General features: G+C 71.9%; 18 protein-coding genes. 3 read left to right on the plus strand and 15 right to left on the minus strand.

The features are described 5' to 3' along the window. Positions 1–397: 397 nt before the first annotated feature. Complete coding sequence (locus tag ACGFI1_RS14260) at positions 398–676, plus strand: ATP-binding protein (protein WP_392785559.1); 279 nt, start codon at positions 398–400, stop codon at positions 674–676. Between the two features lie 69 nt (positions 677–745). On the opposite strand, the gene ACGFI1_RS14265 is transcribed toward ACGFI1_RS14260, so the two are convergent. From ACGFI1_RS14265 to ACGFI1_RS14330, 14 genes are all read right to left on the minus strand, one after another. Continuing rightward, entirely contained in the window at positions 746–1,591 is an 846-nt protein-coding gene (locus ACGFI1_RS14265; protein ID WP_392785561.1) for a MaoC/PaaZ C-terminal domain-containing protein, read from the minus strand. Continuing rightward, positions 1,588–2,763, minus strand: a complete 1,176-nt coding sequence (locus ACGFI1_RS14270) for a lipid-transfer protein (RefSeq protein ID WP_392785563.1) — start codon at positions 2,761–2,763, stop codon at positions 1,588–1,590. Before ACGFI1_RS14270 ends, ACGFI1_RS14265 begins: the two co-directional genes overlap by 4 nt. Continuing rightward, positions 2,760–3,206: a MaoC family dehydratase gene (locus tag ACGFI1_RS14275; protein WP_240807857.1), complete on the minus strand. Its 447-nt coding sequence runs from the start codon at positions 3,204–3,206 to the stop codon at positions 2,760–2,762. The genes ACGFI1_RS14270 and ACGFI1_RS14275 overlap by 4 nt, the downstream gene beginning before the upstream one ends. 11 nt (positions 3,207–3,217) lie before the next feature. Beyond that, on the minus strand, positions 3,218–4,309 hold the full coding sequence (locus ACGFI1_RS14280; RefSeq protein ID WP_392785565.1) for an acyl-CoA dehydrogenase family protein: 1,092 nt from the start codon (positions 4,307–4,309) through the stop codon (positions 3,218–3,220). Then, positions 4,309–5,292: a bifunctional MaoC family dehydratase N-terminal/OB-fold nucleic acid binding domain-containing protein gene (locus ACGFI1_RS14285; protein ID WP_392785568.1), complete on the minus strand. Its 984-nt coding sequence runs from the start codon at positions 5,290–5,292 to the stop codon at positions 4,309–4,311. Before ACGFI1_RS14285 ends, ACGFI1_RS14280 begins: the two co-directional genes overlap by 1 nt. Next, entirely contained in the window at positions 5,289–6,452 is a 1,164-nt protein-coding gene (locus ACGFI1_RS14290) for an acyl-CoA dehydrogenase family protein (protein WP_392736997.1), read from the minus strand. Before ACGFI1_RS14290 ends, ACGFI1_RS14285 begins: the two co-directional genes overlap by 4 nt. 31 nt (positions 6,453–6,483) lie before the next feature. Further along, on the minus strand, positions 6,484–8,139 hold the full coding sequence (locus ACGFI1_RS14295; RefSeq protein ID WP_392785570.1) for an AMP-binding protein: 1,656 nt from the start codon (positions 8,137–8,139) through the stop codon (positions 6,484–6,486). Next, entirely contained in the window at positions 8,132–9,331 is a 1,200-nt protein-coding gene (locus ACGFI1_RS14300; RefSeq protein ID WP_392785571.1) for an NADH:flavin oxidoreductase, read from the minus strand. Before ACGFI1_RS14300 ends, ACGFI1_RS14295 begins: the two co-directional genes overlap by 8 nt. A gap of 89 nt (positions 9,332–9,420) precedes the next feature. Then, positions 9,421–9,774 (minus strand): hypothetical protein, encoded by a 354-nt coding sequence (locus ACGFI1_RS14305; RefSeq protein ID WP_386874216.1) that lies wholly within the window; start codon positions 9,772–9,774, stop codon positions 9,421–9,423. Between the two features lie 6 nt (positions 9,775–9,780). Continuing rightward, positions 9,781–10,530: an ABC transporter ATP-binding protein gene (locus ACGFI1_RS14310; protein WP_386874217.1), complete on the minus strand. Its 750-nt coding sequence runs from the start codon at positions 10,528–10,530 to the stop codon at positions 9,781–9,783. Next, the gene (locus ACGFI1_RS14315; RefSeq protein ID WP_392785573.1) at positions 10,523–11,287 is read right to left on the minus strand and encodes an ABC transporter ATP-binding protein; all 765 of its coding nucleotides are present in this window, start codon (positions 11,285–11,287) and stop codon (positions 10,523–10,525) included. The genes ACGFI1_RS14310 and ACGFI1_RS14315 overlap by 8 nt, the downstream gene beginning before the upstream one ends. Then, entirely contained in the window at positions 11,280–13,490 is a 2,211-nt protein-coding gene (locus ACGFI1_RS14320) for a branched-chain amino acid ABC transporter permease (RefSeq protein ID WP_392785575.1), read from the minus strand. The genes ACGFI1_RS14315 and ACGFI1_RS14320 overlap by 8 nt, the downstream gene beginning before the upstream one ends. Positions 13,491–13,532: 42 nt before the next feature. Beyond that, positions 13,533–14,942, minus strand: coding sequence for an ABC transporter substrate-binding protein (locus ACGFI1_RS14325; RefSeq protein WP_387074025.1), 1,410 nt, complete (start codon positions 14,940–14,942; stop codon positions 13,533–13,535). Positions 14,943–15,185: 243 nt separating this feature from the next. After that, complete coding sequence (locus tag ACGFI1_RS14330) at positions 15,186–15,947, minus strand: SDR family NAD(P)-dependent oxidoreductase (RefSeq protein WP_392785576.1); 762 nt, start codon at positions 15,945–15,947, stop codon at positions 15,186–15,188. A 250-nt stretch (positions 15,948–16,197) separates the two neighbouring features. On the opposite strand from ACGFI1_RS14330, the gene ACGFI1_RS14335 reads away from it, so the two are divergent. Continuing rightward, positions 16,198–17,799 carry a class I adenylate-forming enzyme family protein gene (locus ACGFI1_RS14335; protein ID WP_387074031.1) on the plus strand — a complete coding sequence of 534 codons (1,602 nt, stop codon included), beginning with the start codon at positions 16,198–16,200 and terminating at the stop codon, positions 17,797–17,799. A 73-nt stretch (positions 17,800–17,872) separates the two neighbouring features. Next, positions 17,873–18,373 (plus strand): DUF4240 domain-containing protein, encoded by a 501-nt coding sequence (locus ACGFI1_RS14340; protein ID WP_392736984.1) that lies wholly within the window; start codon positions 17,873–17,875, stop codon positions 18,371–18,373. A 51-nt stretch (positions 18,374–18,424) separates the two neighbouring features. Here the strand turns inward: ACGFI1_RS14340 and ACGFI1_RS14345 are convergent, their stop codons facing one another. Continuing rightward, positions 18,425–19,324, minus strand: a complete 900-nt coding sequence (locus tag ACGFI1_RS14345; RefSeq protein ID WP_392785578.1) for a LysR family transcriptional regulator — start codon at positions 19,322–19,324, stop codon at positions 18,425–18,427. Positions 19,325–19,341 lie beyond the last annotated feature (17 nt).

Raw genomic sequence — 19,341 nt, forward strand, 5'->3', positions numbered from 1 at the left:
AGGCTCAAGCACTAGCCTGGAATGCATTCCGACCTTCCATCGACCTCCAATCATGCATTCACTCGAAACGTGCGACTTCACGTCGCACAACCAGTCCGGGTCGTGCCCACCGCACGCGAACATGTGCATTCTCTCGAAGTGACCGCCGGTCTCCCATGCCTGGTCGAGCCGCCTCATGTCTGTATCGCGCGGCCGAAGGCGACCGGCCTCCCAATTCGATACGGTCGCCCGGTCACGTGGACGACCATGGCGGTCTGTGCGAGCGAGAGACCTCGCTGGGTGCGATGAAACCACAGGTCAAAGGCCAGCCAGGCCCACAGTGAGGACGCCGGGTCGATCGACTCTCGAACACTCATCGCTCCCCCACGGGTGTATCGCGCCACCTCCCAGCCGCGCAGTGATCAACGACTCGACCCTCGTGATGAGCGAGATCGTCACCAACGCCGTCACGGCGGCGCGCGGCCGGGAGATCCGGCTCCGCTGCGCTCTGGAGGACGGGACCCCTCTCCTGGAGTGCTGGGACCCGTCCCCCGATCTGCCGGCCCCGGCCCCGCCGTCCCTCACGGCCGAGAATGGACGCGGCCTCGCCATCGTCTCCGCCTACGCCAAGGAGACTGGCACCCGCCCCTCCGCCACCGGCGTAGGAAAGATCGTCTGGGCCCAGATGCCCGCCTGACCCCGTGTCAAGAGAGCGAGGGCACGCGGGGGACGCGGTGTGTTGCCGAGCCCCCCGCGAGGATTGGACTCAGGCGAAGCGGGCGAGGGCGGCGGAGATGACCGTGCGGTCGTCCGCGGCGGCCTCGAAGAGGGTTGCCCCGGCGTCGTCCTTCCAGGTCTCGACGCGCAGGGCGTCGCCTGGGAAGACGGGGGCGGCGAAGCGGCCCTCCAGTTCGCGTAGGTCGGCTGGGTGGGCGCCAACGGACGAGGCCAGGGGCAGGGTGATCGCTGCCAGTGTGCACAGGCCGTGCATGATGGGGCGCGGCATCCCGGCCGTCTTCGCCGCCTCCGGGTCGATGTGCAGGTGGTGGCGGTCGCCCAGGAGGCGGTAGAGGGCCGCCTGGTTCGTGGCCGTCTGGATGTCGAGCGTGGCGGACGGCGGCGTTTCGGGGCGGCGGCGGGCGGACGGGCCGCGGTCGCCGCCGAAGCCGCCCGCGCCCGGCGCGAACACCGACCACGTCGCCTCGAAGTACTCGCTCTCCACGGCCACGTCGAAGACCGCCGCCGAGCCCTTGTCCCAGACGTCCGCCACGCGGGCGCTCATCTCGACGGCCCCCGAGCGTGGCAGATCCTTCAGCACGTGAAGGCGCTGAGTGCCGTGGACGGCCGTCCCGGTGTCGAACGCGCCCGCCGAACCGAGGGCGTCCAGGGCCCACTGGGCGAGGGTCAGCGCGAACGTCGGCAGGACGCGCAGCCGCTCCTCGAAGACCAGGTCGAGGTCGGAGGCGTCCGCGCCGACCGCCAGCGCGTAGAGGATCGCCCGGGTCTCGTCATAGGTGACGGTCCGGGTGCCGAGGTCCTTGCCGATCCACTCGCTCGTGTTTCCTGTGGAGGGGCGGCCCCCCGCACCCCCCGGCTCGCTTCGCTCGGTCATTCGTCCGCTCCCAGGATCAGGCCGCTGGTCGGGACGCCCGTGCCGGCGGTGACCAGGACGTTGTGGACGTCGCCCGGCTGGTTCACCGACGTGCCGCGCACCAGGCGGACGCCCTCGGCGATGCCGTTCATCCCGTGGATGTACGCCTCGCCGAGCTGCCCGCCGTGGGTGTTGAACGGGAGCCGGCCGCCGAGTTCGAGGTTGCCGTCCGCGATGAAGTCCTTGGCCTCGCCCTTGGCGCAGAAGCCGAGCTCTTCGAGCTGCGGCAGCACCAGCGGCGTGAAGTGGTCGTAGAGGATCGCGGCCTGGACGTCGGCCGGGGTGAGCCGCGACTGCGCGTACAGCTGCCGTCCCACCAGGCCCATCTCGGGGATGCCGGTGATCTCGGAGCGGTAGTAGCTCGTCATCATGTGCTGGTCGTTGCCGGACCCCTGCGCGGCGCCCCAGATCAGCGCGGGACGGTGCGGGAGGTCGCGGGCGCGCTCGGCGGAGACGATCACCAGCGCCTGGCCGCCGTCGCTCTCCTGGCAGCAGTCGAGGAGCCGGAGCGGTTCGGCGATCCAGCGGGACGCCTGGTGGTCCTCCAGGGTGATCGGGCGGCCGTGGAACCACGCGGCCGGGTTCTTCGCGGCGTGCGCCCGGTCGACGACGGCGACGCGGCCGAAGTCCTCGCTGGTCGCGCCGTACTCGTACATGTAGCGGCGGGCGAACATCGCGACCCACTGCGCGGGGGTCGACAGCCCGAACGGGTTCATCCACGCGTACGCGGCGCTGTCGGCGCTGACGTCCATCGGCCGGTTCGCCTGGCCGAGGCCGTAGCGGGTGCCGGACCGCTCGTTGAACGCCCGGTAGCAGACGACGGCGTCGGCGACGCCGGTCGCGACGGCCATCGCGGCCTGCTGGACGGTGCCGCAGGCCGCGCCGCCGCCGTGCCCGACGCGGGAGAAGAACTTCAGCTCGCCGATGCCGAGGTTGCGGGCGATGTGGATCTCGGAGCTGGTGTCGGCGGTGAACGTCACCATCCCGTCCACGTCGGACGGCTGGAGGCCCGCGTCCACGATCGCGGCGAGCACGGCCTCGCAGGCGAGCCGCAGCTCGCTGCGCCCGGACTCCTTGGAGAACTCCGTGGCGCCGATCCCGGCGATCGCGGCCGCTCCGGGCAGCACGCTCATGCCCCGCTCCCTTCCAGCTGGACGACGGGCAGTTGGACCACGACGGTGCCGGTCACGTGCGGGCCGATCGCGTTCACGCCGCGCACCTTGATCTCGACCCGGCCACCGTCCCGCTTCTCGGTGACGGTGCCGGTCAGGACCATCGTGTCGCCCGGGTAGTTCGGCGCGCCGAGCCGGATCTTGATGGCCTTGACCACGGCGGCGGGCCCGGCCCAGCCCGTGACGTACCGGTCGACGAGCCCGTTCGTCGTCAGGATGTTCATGAAGACGTCCTTGGAGCCGCGCTCGACCGCGAGCGACGGGTCGTGGTGGACGTCCTGGTAGTCGCGGCTCGCCAGCGCGGTCGCGACGATCATCGTGCGGGTCAGCGGGACGCGCAGCTCGGGGAGCTCCTCCCCCACCGCGACGTCGGCGTAGGCGCGGCTCACAGCGTTCTTGCTCACAGCGTTCTCGCTCACAGGGCCGCCCCCAGCAGGTCGAGGTCGGCGGACGCGCCGCCGAGCGTCCCGGCGAGCTGCTTGCCCCACAGGAAGTGGCGGTGCACCGGGTAGTCGACGTCCACGCCGATGCCGCCGTGCAGGTGCTGGACGCGGTGGACGACGTTCAGCCCGCCCTCGTCCGACCACCACTTGGCGGTGAGGACGGCGGTCTCGGCGTCCTCACCGGCCCCGATCAGCGAGACCGCGTGCCAGAGGCAGACGCGGAGCGCGTCGATCTCGATGTAGCAGTCGGCGAGCTGGTGCTGCGCGGCCTGGAACGTGGCGAGCGGGCGGCCGAACTGCTCCCGCCCGGACAGGTAGTCGGCGGCCATCCGCAGCGCGCCCTCGGCCACGCCGACCTGGAGCGCGGCGACCGAGACGCGGGCGAGCCGCAGCGCCTCCGCCAGCGCGCCCTCCCCGAGGGCCCGCGCCGGGACGCCGTCGAGAGTGAGGTGGCCGGCCTTGTCGTGCGTGGTGGTCTCGGTCGCCTCCCAGGAGGCCCCGGCGGCGGACGTCTCGACCAGGAACAGCCCGGGGCCGTCCGGCGCGGACGCCGACACCAGCACGTGGCTCGTCCCGAACGGGGTGGGGACGACCGCCTTCGTGCCGGTCAGCAGCCACCCGTCGCCGTCGCGGACGGCGCCGTCGCGGACGGCGGCGCAGCGCGGCGCGGCCGGGTCGGACGGCCCGAACTCCTCCAGCGCGACCGTCAGCCGCACGGACCCGTCCAGCACGGGCGGCAGGATCTCCCGCTGCGCCGCCGACCCGTGCGCGGCGAGCGTCATCGCCGCGACGACGACCGGCCAGACCGGGACGGGCGCGACCGCGCGGCCCTGCTCCTCCAGCAGGACGGCCAGCCCGGCGGCGCCGAGCCCGGCCCCGCCCGCGTCCTCCGCCACCGCGACGCCGAGCAGCCCGGTCTCGCCGAGCTCGGCCCACAGGCCCTCGTCCACGCCGCGCTCGGACGCCTCCGCGGCCTTGATCCGCGCCTGGGACGCCTGATCGGTGAAGATCTGGCGGGCCAGGTCCCGGACGGCCTCCAGCTCCTCGCCCAGGGTGAAGTCCATCAGCGCTCCTTAGCGTCTGCGTCGGCCGGGCGGAACGCCGGCAGGGACAGGTCGGGGTCCGGGTCGATCCAGTCGAGGACGACGGGCATGCCGACCTCGACGTCCTCCGGCGCGACCCCGGTCATGTTCGCGATCAGCCGGGTGCCCTCGGTCAGCTCGATCACCGCGACGACCAGCGGGTACTCGAACGCCGGGTGGCGCGGGTGGTGGTTGACCACGTAGCTGTGGACGTGGCCGTTCCCCTGCGCCTCGACGGTGTCCCACTCGAACGAGCCGCACTGCGGGCAGCAGGGGCCGGGCGGGTGCCGCAGCGACTTGCAGTCGGCGCAGCGCTGGATGACGAGCCGGTGCTCGCGCGCCGCCTCGAACCAGAACGCGTTGTCCAGGTTGATCGCGGGCCGCGGCCGCAGCGCCTTCGGCTTCGCCTCGTCCGCCGGCCCGGCCGCCTTCTCCGGGGGGCGGAAGCGCAGCAGCCGCCACCCCTGCGTCGCGACGACCTCGCCGGACGCGTCGCGGTAGGTCCGCAGGGTGGTGATGAAGCGGCCGGCGCCGAGGCCGGTCTTCTTCTCCGGGGAGATCGCCTGCACGACCTCCTCGACGCTGACGCGGTCGCCCGGCACCAGCTCGCGGACGAACTCGAACTCCGAGTCGGTGGCGACGACGGAGGTGTACCCGCCCTCGGCGAGCAGCGCCGTCAGCTCGTCGGAGCCCGTCGGCTCCGGGTCGGGGCGGACGGACGCCGCGTAGCCGCGCATCGTCCACGCCTGCACCATCGACGCGGGCGCCACGACGCCGTCGCGGCCGGTCTCGCGGGCGGCGTCCTCGTCCAGGTAGACCGGGTTGCCGTCCTCCATGGCCTCGACCCAGTGCCGGATCATGGGGACGTTCACCGGGTCCTGCCCGAACCGCCGGGTCAGCAGTTCCTTGCCGACCCAGGCTTGCAGCCTCTCCTCGTAATCATCCGTAACGGCGTAGTCGCTCATGACCGCTTCACCCTCGGCAGGCCCAGGCCCTGGACGGCGACCATGTCGCGGAGCACCTCGTTGACGCCGCCGCCGAACGTGTTGACGATCCCCTGCCGGGACAGCTGCTCGATCTGCCCGTGCAGCACCGCGCCCGGCGACTCGGGACGGATCCGCCCGGCCGCGCCGAGCACCCCGGTCAGCGTCCGCTGGACGAAGATGTGCGTCTCCGTCCCGTACGTCTTGGTGGCCCCGGCCTGCGCGCCGGTGAGCTCCCCGGCGTCGACCGCCATGGTCATCTTCCAGTTCATCAGCCGCATCGCCTCCAGCCGCGCGTACGCGCGGGCGAGGTCGGCGCGCACCCACGGCAGGTCGATCACGCCGTTCTCGCGGGCCCAGTCCCGGACGTCCTCCCACAGCCGGATCATCCGGCCGCCGAGGGCGGCGAGGCCGATGCGCTCGTGGTTGAGCTGGGTGGTGATGAGGCTCCAGCCGCCGTCGACGTCCCCGACGACCGAGGACGCGGGCACCCGGACGCCGTGGTAGTACGTCGAGGTCACGACCATGCCGCCGACGGTCGGGATCGGGCTCCAGGAGAACCCGTCCGCGTCGGTCGGGACGATCAGGATCGAGATGCCCTTGTGCTTCGGCGCGTCCGGGTTGGTGCGGGCGGCGAGCCAGATGTGGTCGGCGGTGTTGGCGCCGCTGGTGAACACCTTGCTGCCGTCGACGACGAACTCGTCGCCGTCCAGGACGGCCCTGGTGCGCAGCGACGCGAGGTCGGTGCCGGCGTCGGGCTCGGTGTAGCCGATCGCGAAGACGATGTCGCCGGACAAAATGCCGGGCAGGTACTTCTTCTTCTGCTCGTCCGTGCCGAAGCGCATCAGCGTCGGGCCGACCGTGTTCACGGTGACGAACGGGAACGGCAGCCCGGCCCGCTGCACCTCGTCGAAGAACACGTACTGCTCGGCGATCGACTTGCCCTGCCCGCCGTACTCGGTCGGCCAGCCGTAGCCGAGCCAGCCGTCGTTGCCGAGCATCTTGACGATCTCGCGGAACCGGTCGCCGCCGACGCCCTGCTCGCCGGCGCGGCGGCGCACGTCCTCGGGCAGCAGGCCCGCGAAGTACGCCCTCAGTTCCGCGCGCAGTTCGCGATGCGCGTCGGACTCACGCAGATCCATACCTGCCCTTTCTCGGTTACGGAGCCACAGTTCATGGGAGGAAGCGCACGCGTCCGGCGGCGACGAACTCGTCCCGGAGCGCGGCCTTGTCCGCCTCGGTCATCAGCACGTACTCGGGGGCGCCGCGGCCCGCCCACCGGTAGACGGGGTCGGACGTGCGCCAGCCGTCGAGCTGCAGCTCCTTCTTCTTGAGCTTGCCCGAGCCCGTCGTCGGCAGCGCGTGCGAGACGCGCACGAACCGCGGGGCGCCCTTGGTGCCGAGGTCGTCCTGCGCGGCGAGGAACGCGGGGAGGTCCAGGTCGTCGAACGCGACGCCCGCGGGGATCTCGATCGCGGCCATCACCTGGTCGCCGGAGCGCGGGTCGGGGACGCCGAACGCGACCGCGTCCACGATCCGCGGGTGGCGGCGGACGACGTTCTGGGTGAGCAGCGCCGAGATGTTCTCCGAGTCGACCCGGATCCAGTCGCCGGACCGGCCGCCGAAGTACAGGAACCCGTCGCCGTCGATGTAGCCGAGGTCGCCCGTCCAGTACCAGCCGTGCCGGACGCGCTCGGCGTCCGCCTCCGGGTTCTTGTAGTAGCCCTCGAACTTGGCGGCGCCGTGCACGTCGACGATCTCGCCGACGGCGGCCTCGGCGTTGGTGACGCGGCCGTGCTCGTCCAGGACGGCGCGGGCGCAGGTCTCGCGCGTCTCCGGGTTGACGATGCGGACGCCGTCGTGGGCGGGGCGGCCGAACGCGGTCGGCGGCGCGGCCGGGTCCCGCTTGATCATGCCGGCGCTCTCGCTGGAGCCGTAGCCCTCCACGAGCCGCGCGCCGAACCGGCGCAGGAACTCGGCCTTGTCCTCGGGGGACGCCTCGGTGCCGAACCCGTGGGTGAGCGTGTTGTCGCCGTCGTCCGGCCGCTCCGGCGTGGCGAGGACGTAGCCGATCGCCTTGCCGACGTAGTTGAAGAACGTCGCGCCGTAGAACCGGACGTCCGGCAGGAACCCGGACGCGGAGAACTTCGGCGCGAGAACGACGGTCGCGCCGACCGCGAGCGACGGCGCCCACAGCGCCATCAGCGCGTTGCCGTGGAACAGCGGCATCGAGCAGTAGCTGATGTCCTCGCGCTTGATGTCGTACTTGGCGCTGTTGTTGCGGCCCAGCTCGGCGAGGCGGCCCTGCGAGCAGCGCGCCGCCTTCGACGCGCCCGTGGTCCCGGACGTGAACAGCAGCAGGATCTGCGTCTCGGGGGTGACGGACGCGTCCACCCACGGCTCGCAGGCGTGGGCCTCGACCCGCGCGGCGTAGCCCTCGTCGTCGATGAGGACGAAGCGGTCGCGGGGGACGCCGATGTCGAGGCCGTCCAGGAGCTTCAGCCCGGCCTGGTCGGTGACGAGCAGTTGCAGGTCGGTGTGCCGGACCTCCTGCTCCAGGTAGGCGCCGGTCCGCGTCGAGTTGATCCCGACGATCGTCGCGCCGCTGAGCGCCGCCGCGCCCAGCCACAGGACGTACTCCGGCACGTTCTCCAGCAGCACCCCGATGTGGAACGGGCCGTCCCGCCGCAGCTCGCGGGCGAGCGACGCGCGCGCGGCGCTCTCCCGGACGACCTCGTCCCACGTCCACGTCCGCTCGCGGCTGCGCAGGCCGTGCCGGGTGTCGCCCACCCGGTTCAGCAGCATCGCCGCGATCGTCTCGTCACGCACTCGCGGCACCCCAGGCCGGCTCGGTGGACAGGACGCAGTGCGTGCCGCCGTAGATCGCGGTCATGCACTTGTTGCAGTGGATGCACAGCGACTCGGTCGCGGGCTCCGCCTGGATCCGGTTGATCAGGTCGGGCTCGCGCAGCAGCGCGCGGGCCATCGCGACGAACTGGAAGCCCTCCGCCATCGCGGTGTCCATGCCCGCCTTGTCGGTGACGCCGCCGAGCAGGATCATCGGCAGCTTCACCGCCGCGCGGATCTGCCGGGCGTCCCTCAGCAGGTACAGGTCCTCGTACGGGTAGGACTTCAGGAAGTGCTTGCCGATCAGCTTGATGCCGAGCTTGGTCGGCTGCTTCATCACGGACGCGAACTCGTGCAGCGGCGCGTCGCCCTTGAACAGGTACATCGGGTTCAGCAGGGAGCTGCCCGCGGTCATCTGGAGGGCGTCGACCGAGCCGTCCTCCTCCAGCCACCGCGCGACCTGGATGGCCTCGTCGATCCAGAAGCCGCCGGGCACGCCGTCGTCCATGTTCAGCTTCGCGGTGACCGCGATGCGGTCGCCGACGGCGTCGCGGACGGCGCGGCCGATCTCGCGCGCCAGCCGGGCCCGGTTCGCCAGCGACCCGCCGTACTCGTCCTTGCGGTGGTTGACCTTGGGGCTGAGGAACGAGCTGGTCAGGTAGTTGTGCCCCATGTGGATCTCGATGGAGTCGAACCCCGCCTCGATCGCCATCCGGCCGGCCCGCGCGTGCGCCTCGACGACCCGCGCGATGTCGCCGTGCGTGGCGGCCTTCGCGACGGTCTGCGTCGTCAGGTGGAAGTGGCGGCTCGGCGCGAGCGCCGGGAGCTTGTTGCTCTTGGGGTTGGCGACCGGGCCCGCGTGCCCGATCTGCGCCTGGACGGCGGCCCCCTCGGCGTGCACGGCGTCCGTCAGCTTGCGGAGGCCGGGCATGGCATCGTCCCGCCAGTGGATCTGCCTGCGGTCGGTGCGCCCCTCCGGCGCGACCGCGCAGTAGGCGACGGTGGTCATCCCGACGCCGCCGCGCGCGTGCCGGACGTGGAAGTCGATCAGCGCGTCGGTGACCTGGCCGTCCTTGGTCAGGCCCTCGTACGTCGCCGCCTTGATCGTGCGGTTCCGCAATGTGACCGGGCCGAGCTTGGCCGGGGTGAAAACGTCGGGCTTCGGGTCGTTCATTCAGAGTCCTCCATCCGGACTAGACGGTAATCAGCGGGATGTCCGGGCACTCCGGACATCCCGCTGACTGGGAGCGTCGACCTGCCCCGCTACCCCTTGTCGCGGAGCGCGGCGGCGATCTGGTCGGCCTGCGCCTGCTGCTCCATCAGCTGCCGCAGCAGCCACAGCCGCAGGACGCGGGTCACGGCGGCGGCCAGGTACAGGGCCGCGCCGAGGACGGTCACCGCCAGGAACCCGATGGCGAGCGTCTGCAGCGAACCCACGTCCCGCATGTCGTCCTTGGTGAGCGAGACGTTGTAGGCGATGAAGGCGCCGACGACGCCGGCGACCATCGCGAGGGCGCCGGCGATGCGCAGGGCGCCGTCGAAGCGGGACCCGTCGGTCCTCAGCTTCTGGCCGGCCACGTCGTCCTTGAACTGCTTGCGTCGTTCCTCAGTGAGCATTCGGGGTCAACCTCCCAGGTAGTCGCTGGACAGCCGGTCTTCGATCTCGGCGGGCGGGCCGACCGCCGCCACGCGCCCGTGCAGCATCAGCGCGGCGGTGTCGGCGATCGGCAGGACGGCGCGGGCGAACTGCTCCGCGACCAGCACCGACAGGCCGCCCTCGACCAGCTCGGCGACCGTCTCGTACATCCGGGTGACGATCATGGGCGCGAGGCCCATGGACAGCTCGTCGAGCAGCAGCACCGCCGGATCGGTGCCGAGCGCCCGGGACAGCGCGAGCATCTGCTGCTCGCCGCCGGACATGGATCCGGCGAGCTGCCGGCGGCGCTTGCCGAGGATCGGGAAGCGGGCGTACGCCTTCTCCTCCAGGTCCTCCAGCCGGGCGCCGGTGCCGGTGGCGGCCCACAGGTTCTCCCGCACCGTCAGGTTCGGGAAGATCCCGCGGCCCTCGGGGATCGAGCAGACGCCGAGGCGGGCCGCGTCCTGCGCGGAGATGCCGTTCACCTTGCGGCCTGCGAACCGCAACTCCCCGCCGGTCGGGGGGTGCAGGCCCGCGCACACGCGCATCGTGGTGGACTTGCCGCCGCCGTTCGGGCCGAGCAGCGCCAGCAGCGACCCGGGCTTCAGCGCCAGGTCGACGCCGTGCAGCACCTCGATCGCGCCGTAGCCCGCGCGGACCCCGGCCAGTTCGAGCAGCGGCTCGGCCTCCGCCTCGGCCGCCGCCCGCGGCTCGGGGACCACCTTCGACTCAGGCATGGGACGCCTCCTCCGTGCCGATGTAGGCGGCGATGACCTCCGGCGACTCCTTGATCTCCGCCGGGGTGCCGGACGCGATCAGCGCGCCGTAGTCGAGGACGTGGATCGTGGCGCACAGCTTCATCACGAGCGGCAGGTCGTGCTCGACCAGGCAGATCGCGAGGCCCTCCCCGGCGAGGCCGGTGAGCATCTCGGCGAACGCGTCCGTCTCGCGCTCGGTCTGGCCGGACGCGGGCTCGTCCAGCAGCAGGACGCGCGGTGAGGTCATCAGCGCGCGCGCCACCTCCACGACGCGGGCCCGCCCGATCGGGATGTCGGACACATCGCGGTCGGCGATGTCGGTGAGCCCGGTCCGTTCGAGGACCATGTCGGTCTGCTCGTCCAGGTCGAAGCGCTTGCGGCTGTGGCTGCGCAGGATGTCGCCCGCGACGCGGACGTTGTCGCGCACCGAGAGCGACAGGAACAGCTCCAGGCGCTGGAACGTCCGCGCCATGCCGCGCCGCGCGCGCTTGGCCGGGGACAGCTTGGTGATGTCGTCGCCGTCCAGGAGCACCTGGCCGGACGCGGGCTTCTGCAGGCCCGTGATGGTGTTGAACATCGTGGTCTTGCCGGCGCCGTTCGGGCCGATCAGCCCGGTGATCTGCCCGCCGGCCATCACGAGGCCGACGTCGTCGACGGCGGTGTTGCCGCCGAACCGGACGGTGATGTTCCGCGTCTCCAGCAGCGCCGCTGCGGGCTCTGACGTCGTGTCAGGCATGGACCCCTCCCTTCAGGCCGAGTTCGCGGTCGACGCGCGCGCGCAGTTCGTCGGTGTAGGGCTCGTCCACGCCGAGGAGTTCCAGCGGCGTCGGACGGTTGCGCCGCCCCTCGTCCAGGTACATGCGGCCGAAGACCGGCAGCAGCATGACGGCGCAGAGCGCGATGATCGCGAACAGCCACGTCCCGATGACGCCGGTGAGGGCGAGGACGTAGAGGACCGCGCCGAACGCCCCCGCCCCGTAGAGGACGGGCTTGGCGTCCCGCGTCGCGCGGTAGCCGTCGATGATGTCGTGGACGAAGCCGCTCGGGTTGCGGCCGACGCCCATCCCGACCAGCGCCGTCCCGACGAGGACGAGGTGGCCGAGGGCCGTGTAGATGGTCGCCAGGCCCTCGTTGTCCAGGGCCAGGTCGCCGAACGTCGACACGAGGACGGCGGAGCCGACGCCCGCCATCAGCCCGCCGAGCAGCGCGCCGCTGAGGTAGCCGATGCCGGCGACCACGACGAGCATCAGCAGCGCGAGGCTGCCGACGAAGGAGAAGTTCTCCTGCGCGACGGTGCCGGTCGCCGCCGACATCAGCACGCCGCCGAGCCCCGCGATCGCCGCGGAGATCATGAAGACGCTCAGCTTCAGCCGGACCAGGTTCTGCCCGAGCATCGCCGACGCCGCCGGGCTGTCCTTCATCGCCGCGAGCCGCCGCCCGTACCCGCTGTTGCGCAGCGCGGCGAGCCCGACCGCGATCAGCGCGAACAGTACGGTCGCCGTCATCAGCGACGTCGTCCCGTTCCGCAGGTCGAGCGGGCCGACCTTCAGCGGCGGGACGATCAGCGACCCGTCCGGGAACAGCGTGAACTTCACGCCGAACAGCTCGTGCTGGGTGGTGTCGCGCAGCACCATGTTCGACAGGAACTCGCCGAACGCCATCGTGGCGAGCGCCAGGTAGAGGCCGCGCAGCCGCAGCGCCGGCAGCGCGACGAGCCCGCCGACGACCGCCGCCGCGACGACGGCCAGCAGCACGCCCTGGATGTTCATCCGGGCGTCCAGGCCGGTGCCGGCCACCCCGGCGTGGAACGCCACCACCGTCCCGACCGCGCCGAACGCCAGCGGCGCGAGGTTCAGCTCGCCCGCGTAGCCGGTGAGGACGGTCAGCGACAGCGCGATGATCGCGAACGTCATGCCGAGCGCGAACGTGGTGACGGCGCCGTCCGACAGCAGCAGGCTGTAGAGGTACACGACCGCGACGAGCACGAGGCCCCACACGGCCGCGCCCCGGACGGTGGGCACCCGGTACCGCTCGCGGGTCCGGATCGCGGCCCCGCGCAGCCGGTCCTGGGGCAGCACCACCAGCACCACGAACAGCAGGATCATCGGCAGCGAGACGCGCAGGTTGCCGGTGAACGTGCCCGCCGACGGCAGGTAGGCGAGCACGTAGTTGGCGGCCAGGCCGAGCACCATCGCGCCCACGAAGGTGCGGGGGATGCTGCGGAGCCGGCCGAACATCGCCGCCGCGAACGCGTCGATCACCAGCAGCGTCAGCATGTTCGCGTCCAGGCCGCCACCGCTGATCGGGACGATCAGCACACCGGCGAGCACGGCGAGGGTGGAGCCGAGCGCCCACGACAGCATCGCGGCGCGCTCGGGGTCGTGGCCGTTCAGCCGGAGCAGGTCCGGGTCGTCGACCGAGCCGCGCATGACGACGCCGATCCGGCTGCGGGTGAACAGCACCCGCAGCCCGGCGGCGATCGCCACGGCGGCGACCAGGCAGACGATCTCGTGGTAGCGGACCACCACGCCGCCGACCGTGATCTTCGAGCCGGCGCCGAAGAACATGTCGACGGTGTGGGCCTCGTCCGGATTCCAGATCCACTGCGCCAGGTAGACGGTGCCGAGCAGCACCGCCACCGTCACGATGATCTTCGTGACGTCGGCGGTGCCGCGCAGCCCCTTCATGATCGCGGCGTGCAGCGCGGCGCCCATCGCGGGACCGACCACCCCGATCACGACGACCAGCGCGAGCCAGACCGGCCAGCCCCACCGCTCGGTGAAGTGCCAGTACAGGAACGTGCCGAACATCGCCTGCGCGCCGTGGGCGAAGTTGAAGATGCCCGAGGTGTTGTACGTCAGTACGAGCCCCGATGCCGCGATGGAGTACACCGACCCGAGGACCAGCCCCAGGATCGTGTAGGTCAGGAACGTCGTCACTTGCTCACCGCCATGTGGGTCACCGCCTCCGGCGGGTTCGGATCAGGAGGACTGGGGCTTGATGACGTCGTCGGTCAGGAACTTCGTCGAGATCCGGTCGCCGTTCAGCTGGACGCCCGACGCCTTCGGGTCGGTCTTCACGACGAACTCGGGGCCGCACTCGAACTCGCCCACGTTCTTCGGGTAGACCTGCTCGTACTTGGTCTTGTTGAGCTTGACCATCAGCGAGCAGGACGCCGGCTTGTTGTTGCCCGGGTCGGTCGGCGCGTGCAGGCCGCCGCCCGTCCACTCGTGGACCTTCGACAGCTCGTTGATCACGCACTGCCGGGTGAGGTCGGAGCCGCACTTCTGCGCGGACTGCGCCCACAGCAGGAACGCGGAGGTCGCCTGCATGCCGAGCAGCGCGACCTTGCCCTGCTTGGCGTTGACGACGTCCATGTACTGCTTGACCGCGGGGACCTTCTCGGCGTTCTCGAACGGCTGGAAGATCATGCCGACGTGCAGGTTGTCACCGGCGCCCGAGGTGTTCCACTTCGACACCATCGTGCTGTACCAGGTCGCCTCGAACACGTACTTCGGCTCGGCGCCCGCCCGTTCGATCGACTCCAGCAGGCTGAACTGGCCGGGGTCGGGCGAGTCGGACGACCACAGGTAGCCCGCCCCGCACTTCTTGATCTTCTCGGCGAACGGCATGTAGCTGCTCTCGCCCGCGTCGTTCAGCCGGACGCCGCACTCCAGCGGCTTGACGCCGATCTCCTTCATCGCGCCGGCGATCTTGCCGGTGCCGGTGCTGACGGCCGGGGACGTCGACAGCAGCAGGTCCGTCTTCTCCTTGAAGTCGGGGAACTGCTTCTCGGCGAGGCGGAGCCCGCCGATGTTCATCATGTCGACCGGGTACGGGACGGCCTCGTACTTCATCGGGCCCATCGCGGCGTTCGGGCCGACGGTGTAGCCGGCGACCGTCGGCAGCTTGCACGCCACCCGGTACTGCTCGGCGGCCTCGTCCATCGCGAAGCCCTGCCCGACGAGCATGAAGTCCTGCTTGCAGGACTCCTGCATCACCTTCGCGGACTGCGCGTAGGCGGCGTCGTACTGGTTGCCCTTGATCTTGCGCCCGTTGATGCCGCCCTGCTGGTTGCACCAGTCGATCATCGCGGCGACGGCGTCGCCCATCTCCTTGGAGAGGCCCGGCGCGGACGCGAAGCCGCGGTCGTCGCCGAAGCCGATGGTGATCGCGTCGTCGCTGACGCCCTGGTCGGTCTTGCCCTTGGCGTCGCCGGGGCCGCACGGGGATGCCAGCGTCCCGAACGTCTTGCTCGCGGCGGCGGTCGCGCCGCCGGAGTCGCCGCCGGACACCCCGTCGGTGCCCGAGCGCTCGCTGGAACAGGACGCGGTCACGAGCGCCACCGCGAGGGCGCCTGCGGCGAGGCGCCCGATCTTGTCGACCTTCATTCGGTCGTACTCCTTTCACCGGCCGCCGGGGCGGCAAGTGGTGTTTCGGGCAGGCGGGGGACGTGGTTCTCGGGTAGGGGGATCCGGCCCGGCGGCACTGGGGCTCTGCGGCGCTGCGTCACTGCCGCACCGCGGCATGGCCGGGCGTCAGAGGGAGTTACCGGTGTTGTGGGGTGCGTTCAGCCGCGGTGTGGTGCGGCGGGTGTCTTGTGGGAGGTCCGGACGGCTCCGTCCGGGCCTGAGTCAGCCGAAGTTGGCCTGGCCGCCGTCCAGCGGGATCGTCGCACCGGTCAGGTAGCGCATCGCCGGCTGGACGAGCGCGACCACGGCCTTGCCGATGTCGTCCTCGCAGTCGCCGATGTAGCCGAGCGGGATCGTCTTGCGGAACTCCTCGGCCGCCTCGGGGTTGTTCTCGGCCCACCACTTCAGCCCCGGCGACAGGGCGTGCGGGGCGATGTTGTTGGCGCGGACGCCGTCCGGGCCCCATTCGGCCGCGGCCGTCCGGGTCAGCGAGCGGAGGGCCTGCTTGGCCGCCGCGTAGGCGCCGTACGTGGCCGGGTCCCACCGGACCATGGCCGACGTGACCAGGTTGACGATGCTGCCGCCGCCGCGGGCCTTCATGTGCGGGTGGCACGCCTTCATGAACGCGAATGCCGCGAACGGGCCGGTGACGAAGCCCTTCTGGAACTTGGCGTCGCTCATCTCCAGCAGCGGGCCGTAGGACCCCGCGTAGGCGTTGTTGACCAGGATGTCGACGCCGCCGAACGCGCCGGCGACCCGCTCCACCACCCCGGGGATCGCCTCGGTGTCCGCGACGTCGCACACGAAGGGCTCCGCCTTCGCGCCGCGTTCCCGGATCAGCCCGCAGGTCGCGTCCAGTTTGGCTCCGGTGCGGCCGAGCACGGCTACCGCCGCGCCCTCCGACGCCAGTGCGAGCGCTATGCCCTGTCCGACGCCCTGTCCCGCTCCGGTCACGATCGCGACCTTGTCGCTGAGGCTTCCCATTGGTTCTCCCGCTCAGTCCTGCTTGCGCGCCCAGCCCGGTCCGCCGGGGTCGTGCCCGGCCGGTCCGGTCTGCTCAGTCCTGGTGCGGTCATGGTGATGTGACGCGGCGCACGTAAAAGCTCCAGTCCCGCTGAGCGGGAATGAGTTCGGTCTGGAACGGTCCGTGACCGTCCCGCTGAGCGGAATGCCCTGGTGGAGCCGGTGTGCCGCAGCCCACAATGGGCCGTCCCGGCGAGGAGGAGGGGGTTCGATGGACGGCATCGCGAAGCTGACCGGTCCCGGCGGCGAGTTCGAACTGCGCGAGGAGGAGGTGCTCGGCACCCGGCTGCCCGTGTTCGCCGGCCGCGCCCGCAGCCTCGGCGAGGTGCTCGCCCGCTCGGCCGCCCACGGCGATCGCGACTACATCGTCACCGCGTCCCGCCGGCTGTCCTTCGCCGAGCACGCCGCCGCCGTCGCGTCCATGGCGAAGGCGCTGCGCGACGACCTCGGCGTCCGGCCGGGCGACCGGATCGCGATCAACGCGGCCAACTCCCCCGAGTGGATCGTGTCGTTCTGGGCGGCGATCGCCGCCGGCGCGGTCGCCGTCGGCTACAACGCCTGGTGGGCGCCGGCCGAGATCGAGTACGCGCTCGGCCACACCGACCCGAAGATCGTGATCGCCGACGAGAAGCGGGCCGCGCTGATCTCCGAGGACGTGCTGACGATCGAGAAGGACGTCCCGTCGCTGATGGCGCGCTACCCCGGGGCCGAACTCGACGTGCCCGAGGTCGCCGAGGACGACCCGGCGGTCATCCTCTACACGAGCGGCACGTCGGGCCGCCCGAAGGGCGCCGTCCACTCGCACCGCAACCTGACCTCGGTGATCGAGTACCACCGCTACAACGACGCGCTGATGGGCCTGTTCGGCATCGACCCCTCGGCCCGCCGCTACCTGCTCGCGCTGCCGCTCTTCCACATCGCGTCCCTGCACAACCTGGCCGTCCCGCGGCTCGCCACCGGCACCGCCGTGGTCATGCACATGGGCGGCTTCGACGTGGACAAGGTGCTCAGCCTCGTCGAGAAGGAGAAGGTCACGAACTGGGGCGCCGTCCCGACGATGGCGCACCGGATGATGGAGCACGGCGACCTGTCGAAGTACGACCTGTCGTCGCTGACCGCGTTCGCGCTGGCCTCGGCGCCGTCGTCGCCCGCGTTCAAGGAGCGGCTCCAGTCGGTGTTCCCGCCGGCGCGGGGCGCCCTCGTCGACAGCTACGGGCTGACGGAGTCGTGCACCGCCATCTCCGTCGCCACCCCGATGGACCTCGCGGAGGCGCCGGGCACGCTCGGCACCCCGAACATCGGCGTCCAGCTGGAGATCCGCGACGCCGAGGGCAAGCCCGTCCCGGACGGCACCGAGGGCGAGGTCTGCGCCCGCAGCGCCTACAACATGATCGGCTACTGGCGGGACCCGGAGGCCACCGCCGGCGCCATCGACGGCGACCGCTGGCTGCGCACCGGCGACTTCGGCAGGATCGACGACGGCCGGCTGCGGCTCACCACCCGCCGCTCCGACCTGATCATCCGCGGCGGCGAGAACGTCTACCCGACCGAGATCGAGAACGTCCTCGCCGAGTACCCGGGCGTCTCGGAGTGCATCGTCATCGGCGTCGCGCACCCGGACCTCGGCCAGGAGGTCGCGGCGGTCGTCGTGTGCGGCGGCACGCCCCCCGCGGTCGAGGACCTGACGGCGTTCGCCAGGGAGCGGCTCGCCTACTTCAAGGTCCCGTCCCGCTGGCACATCACCTCGGACCCGCTCCCCCGCAACGCGACCGGGAAGGTCCTCCGCAAGCGGGTCGAGGAGGAGATCTCCTGAGATCTCCCCGTCCACCGGGCGTTCTGTCGGAGGCGGCTGGTCGAATGCGGGCCACCGAGCCAAGGAGGACGACGTGGACGAACAGCGGTTCTGGGACCTGATCGAGGCGGCGTGGGCGCCGCTGGGCGTCGACGCGGCGCGCACGGCGCTCGCCACCCGCGACCCGGAGTCGGCCGGCTACGAGATGCCGGAGTTCACGGCGGTCGACAAGGCCCTCAACGGGTTCGTCGACAACCTCCGCGGGCTCGCCCGCGACCTCGGCCCGGCGGAGCTGACCGACCTCGACCGGGTGGCGGAGCGCCTGCTCCACGCCATCGACCGCCGCGACGTCCACGAGGTCACGGACGGGTCCGACGACGGCTTCCTGTACGCGCGCGGCTTCATCCTCGCGCTGGGCCGCGAGTTCTACACCGCCGTCGCCGCCGACCCGCGGATCGCCGTCGAGGACGCCGGCTGCGAGTCGATGTGCTACCTGTTCGCGCACGTGCACCGGGAGCGCTTCGGCGACTTCCCCGACACCGGCTCCGGCATCTCCCGCGAGTCCTGCATGAACCCCGAGGGCTGGCGGGACTGACGGAGTAACGCGCGAGCAACCGGCTGCGCCTCGCCGGGCGGGACCGGCGGGTCAGGGAGCGCGGCGGGCGTGGGCGAGGAGGGCGGCGGCCGGGCCGGACGGGGTGGTGCCGGTCCGCCAGACGGCGCGCAGGGAACGTTCCAGCGCCACGCCGTCGATCGGGACCTCGGCGAGGGCGCCGGAGGCGAGGTCGCCGCCCACGACCAGGTCGCTGATCAGCGCGGGGCCCGCGCCGGCGACGACCGCGTTCCGCACGGCGGTGCTGGAGCCGAACTCCAGCAGCGGCGGGACGAGGTCCAGGCCCTGGGCGGCCATCGCCTGGCGGGCCGCCTGCCGGGTGCCCGAGCCCGCCTCCCGGCTGATCAGCGGGGTCGCGGCGACCTCCGCGGCCGGGACGGGCCGTTTGCGGCGCGTCCAGCGGTGGCCGGGCGGCGCGACGAGCACCAGCCGGTCCCGCGCGACGGTCCGCGAGCGCAGCCCCGCCGGGCGGCCCGGCGACTCGATGAAGCCGATGTCGGCCTCGCCCTGCCGGACCAGCTCGCAGACGTGCGCCGAGTTCGTCACCCGCATGCCCACGTGCAGGTCGGGGTCGGCACGGCGCAGCTCCCCGATCCAGGCGGGCAGCAGGTGCTCGGCGACGGTGAGGCTGGCCGCGACGGTCAGGTTGCCGGTGTGCTCGCGGCGCAGCGCCTCGACGCCGGCGCCGAGCGCGGCCAGGGCGTCCAGGACGCGCTGCGCCCATCCCGTGACCGCCGTCCCCGCGGGGGTGAGGGACGAGCCGCGCCGGGTCCGGTCGACGAGCCGGACGCCGAGCCGGCGCTCCAGCCGGGACAGCCGCTTGCTCGCCGACGGCTGGCTGATCCGCAGCTCCCCGGCGGCGGCCGTGAGGCTCCCCCGCTCGGCGACCAGCACCAGCAGCCGCAGCGACTCGATGTCGGGCTCGGGGGTCATGCCCCCAGGCTATGACG

The organism is Actinomadura geliboluensis (assembly GCF_043197915.1).
In the GTDB taxonomy this organism is placed as follows: domain Bacteria; phylum Actinomycetota; class Actinomycetes; order Streptosporangiales; family Streptosporangiaceae; genus Spirillospora; species Spirillospora geliboluensis.

What these genes read in the sequence shown, in the direction of transcription:
- ACGFI1_RS14265 (WP_392785561.1), bottom strand. Translation starts at nt 1,591, where the DNA reads ATGACCGAGCGAAGCGAGCCGGGGGGTGCGGGGGGCCGCCCCTCCACA.
- ACGFI1_RS14270 (WP_392785563.1), bottom strand. Translation starts at nt 2,763, where the DNA reads ATGAGCGTGCTGCCCGGAGCGGCCGCGATCGCCGGGATCGGCGCCACG.
- ACGFI1_RS14280 (WP_392785565.1), bottom strand. Translation starts at nt 4,309, where the DNA reads ATGGACTTCACCCTGGGCGAGGAGCTGGAGGCCGTCCGGGACCTGGCC.
- ACGFI1_RS14285 (WP_392785568.1), bottom strand. Translation starts at nt 5,292, where the DNA reads ATGAGCGACTACGCCGTTACGGATGATTACGAGGAGAGGCTGCAAGCC.
- ACGFI1_RS14290 (WP_392736997.1), bottom strand. Translation starts at nt 6,452, where the DNA reads ATGGATCTGCGTGAGTCCGACGCGCATCGCGAACTGCGCGCGGAACTG.
- ACGFI1_RS14300 (WP_392785571.1), bottom strand. Translation starts at nt 9,331, where the DNA reads ATGAACGACCCGAAGCCCGACGTTTTCACCCCGGCCAAGCTCGGCCCG.
- ACGFI1_RS14305 (WP_386874216.1), bottom strand. Translation starts at nt 9,774, where the DNA reads ATGCTCACTGAGGAACGACGCAAGCAGTTCAAGGACGACGTGGCCGGC.
- ACGFI1_RS14310 (WP_386874217.1), bottom strand. Translation starts at nt 10,530, where the DNA reads ATGCCTGAGTCGAAGGTGGTCCCCGAGCCGCGGGCGGCGGCCGAGGCG.
- ACGFI1_RS14315 (WP_392785573.1), bottom strand. Translation starts at nt 11,287, where the DNA reads ATGCCTGACACGACGTCAGAGCCCGCAGCGGCGCTGCTGGAGACGCGG.
- ACGFI1_RS14325 (WP_387074025.1), bottom strand. Translation starts at nt 14,942, where the DNA reads ATGAAGGTCGACAAGATCGGGCGCCTCGCCGCAGGCGCCCTCGCGGTG.
- ACGFI1_RS14330 (WP_392785576.1), bottom strand. Translation starts at nt 15,947, where the DNA reads ATGGGAAGCCTCAGCGACAAGGTCGCGATCGTGACCGGAGCGGGACAG.
- ACGFI1_RS14335 (WP_387074031.1), top strand. Translation starts at nt 16,198, where the DNA reads ATGGACGGCATCGCGAAGCTGACCGGTCCCGGCGGCGAGTTCGAACTG.
- ACGFI1_RS14345 (WP_392785578.1), bottom strand. Translation starts at nt 19,324, where the DNA reads ATGACCCCCGAGCCCGACATCGAGTCGCTGCGGCTGCTGGTGCTGGTC.